General features: G+C 70.0%; 2 protein-coding genes. Both read right to left on the minus strand.

What is annotated here, in order from left to right; translation table 11 throughout:
- Positions 1–158 precede the first annotated feature (158 nt).
- Positions 159–1,433: an FAD-dependent oxidoreductase gene (locus A7A76_RS04925; protein ID WP_206410147.1), complete on the minus strand. Its 1,275-nt coding sequence runs from the start codon at positions 1,431–1,433 to the stop codon at positions 159–161.
- Positions 1,434–1,459: 26 nt separating this feature from the next.
- A partial coding sequence (locus A7A76_RS04930) for a DUF1302 family protein (protein WP_206410148.1) occupies positions 1,460–2,928 on the minus strand: 1,469 nt, incomplete at its 5' end.

Raw genomic sequence — 2,928 nt, forward strand, 5'->3', positions numbered from 1 at the left:
CAGCCTGCCGCGCGGGCGCGCCTGGGCCTGCGCCGGCGCGGCCGGAGCCGGCGTCGCCGCCAGCGGAATATCGGTAACCGCCATGATGCTCTCCCCTTTCGATGGACGCCGCCGGCCGGTCGCGGCCGCGGCAGATGCGAATGCGTCGCCGCCGCGCCTCAGGCGCGTTGCAGCAGATGTTTGGACAGATGCTTGGCCATGCTCAGCAAGGTCACCGTCGGGGTGCCGCGCATGGCGTCGGGAATGACCGAACCGTCGCAGACGTGCAAGCCGCGCAGGCGCGTTTCCAGCCGCGCATCGACGTGTTCGCCGATCGCGACCATGCCGCCGACCCGCCCGGCCACCGACAGGCCGAAGTTGAACACGTCGCGCGCGCCGGCCTTTTCCAGCACCCGGCGCGCTTCGCGCTCGCCGCGTTCGAGCCGGGCGCGGTCGCCGGCGTCCAGGCTCTTGCGCAGGCGACCGTCGGCGCGCAGCTCGCCGCCGTGGCCATCCTTGACCTTGACCCCGATGCCGATGCTCTGCGGGTAGTTGCGCAGGTGCTTGAACTTGCCCTTGCCGAGCATCATCAGCCGGTGCATGAAGCGCGAGACGTTGGCGTCGCCGAGTTCGACCCCGTCGCCGAGATCGCAGCCCATGCTGCCGACGAAGTTGTCGCGCGCCTGCTGGCCCGGCACCAGGCCGTACAGCGCATAGCCGGGGCTGCAATAGAAGCCGCGCCGGCCGACCTCGTCCAGGCCGCTGGCGCGCAGGATCTGCGGCGAGGCCAGTTCGCCGGCGGCGAGCACGATGCGCGGCGCATAGGCCTCGCGCGGCGGCGTCACGTACAAGGGCTTGCGGATGCGGTACTGCACGCCGATCGCCTGGCCGCCTTCGCTGAGCACGCGGCCGACGGTGGCGCGCTGCACCAGCTGCGCGCCGCGCGCCACCGCGTCGTCGACGTAGCTGCGCGCGCGCCACAGGGCGCGGTAGCTGTAGCCCTCGCCTTCGCAGCGGGCCGCATCGATCAGCATGTCGTGCTTGTTCCAGTCCAGGCCGAGCGCGCGCGCGCTGTCGCCCAGGCGCTGCGACTGCTCGCCGATCAGCCGGTCCGGCAGCGGCGCGATCGGCAACTCGCGCTTGACCTCCTCCAGCTCGGCCGAGATGTCCAGGCCGAGCTTGCGGAACTCGTCCAGCGGCGGGTAGTTGACCACGCCGAAGTACATGCTCGACGAGCCGCCGGTGGTCAGCGCCCGCGCCGTGGTCAGCTTGTCGCCGACCTTGACCTGGTCGGCGATGGCGACGAAGCCCATCACGCTCTCGGTCGCCGGCGCCGGGCCGCCGCGTTCGAGCAGCAGCACGCGCTGGCCGGCGCCGCTGAGCTCGCGCGCGAGCGTCGCGCCGCAGGTGCCCGAGCCGATGACGATGGCGTCGTAGTGGTCTTGTTCGCGCATGCAGGCGCCGCTCCGTGGGCGGAAGGTCAGAACTGATAAAGAAAGCGGAACACGGCGTTGTTCTGGCCGCGATAGGGATACAGCTCGTTGCGGCGGTCGCGCACGCTCAGATAGAACGTGTCCAGGCTCAGGCTGACCCGGCCGTTGAGCTTGTAGGTCAGGAACAGCGAGTGCTGGTAGCTGGTGTAGGTCTGGTTGTAGACGGTCAGCCAGTTCGCGGTCAGGGTCTCGTTGAGAAAGGCGTTGCTCCAGCCCAGCACCAGCGAGTTGTTGTCGCGCGGCGTCGGCGCCAGGCGCCGGTCCCAGTCGAGGATGCGCTTGTTGACCGCTTCCAGGCTGACCGAATGGTTGCCGCCGTTGCCGAGCGAGTACTCGACCCGCAGCGAGGTATCGACCTCGTCCTTTTCCAGCGTCTGCAGCTGCGGGGTCAGGAAGGCGCGCGGCGACTTGCGCGCGATTTCGCCCGACAGCAGCAACGGCCCGGCGACGTGGTTGAAGGTCGCGCCGATCATGTCGAAACGCTGGTCGTCGCGCAGCAGATGCGGGCGGCCGTCCGGGTCGACGCCGCGCAGGCGGTAGACGTAGTCGTTGTCGACCAGCCGCGCCGCCATCAGGCCGACGTCGCTGCCGCCGAAGGTCTTCTTCCAGCGCAGGCCGTACTCGGCGCGGTCGAAATCGCGCCGTTCGATTCGCGCCGCCGCGCCGAATCCGTCCAGGAAATAGGCCGTGCCCGGCTCGGGATATTCGTTGTACTGCGCATCGGGAATGTAGAACGCGCTGAAGTCGCCGATGCGGGTGAACTGGTCGACGGTCAGCATGAACTGGCTGATTCGCGACTCTTCCAGCGAGATGAAGAACAGCTCCGACAGGTTGCGCGGCGCGATCACGTCGGTGATGGCGCCGGCGTCGGATTCGCCCCAGATCAGGATCTGGTTGCCGAGCTTGACGCTGGTGTTGCCGCTGCTGAACTGCAGGTAGGCGTCGCGCAGCGTGCTCTCGGTGAAGCTGCCGCCGCGGCCGCGGGCGCGGTGGTCGCGGCCCCAGAACGCGGTTTCGATCAGGTCCAGGTGCAGGTAGAACTTGTCCCAGAAGTACTTTTCGTACTCGATCCGGAACGAGGTGCGGTTGTTGACCAGCCCGTCCATGTCGCGCAGGCGCGCGGCCAGTTCGTGCTTGAACGTCAGCCGCCCGCCGGGCAGCCAGGTGGCGCTGGCCAGCGCCGCCTCGGTGCCGCCGTGGCGTTCGCCGAATTCGGAATCGTCGCCGTCGGCGCGGCTGGCGTCGGCGTGCACCGGCTGCGGCGGTTGCGCGTCCGGCGCGGACGCGGCGAGTTCGCCTTGCGCTGGCGCGGACAGCCCGGCGATATCGTCGGCCGCCTGGGCCGCGCCCGGCTCCGCCGACGGCGCGCCGTCGCCGATGCCGCCGATGCTGTCGATCGCTGGTGCGCCGGTGTCGGTCACGGCCGTGGCCGCCGTCGCAGCGGCGGCGGCCGGCG

The organism is Lysobacter enzymogenes (assembly GCF_017168095.1).
GTDB classification, from domain to species: Bacteria; Pseudomonadota; Gammaproteobacteria; order Xanthomonadales; family Xanthomonadaceae; genus Lysobacter; species Lysobacter enzymogenes_D.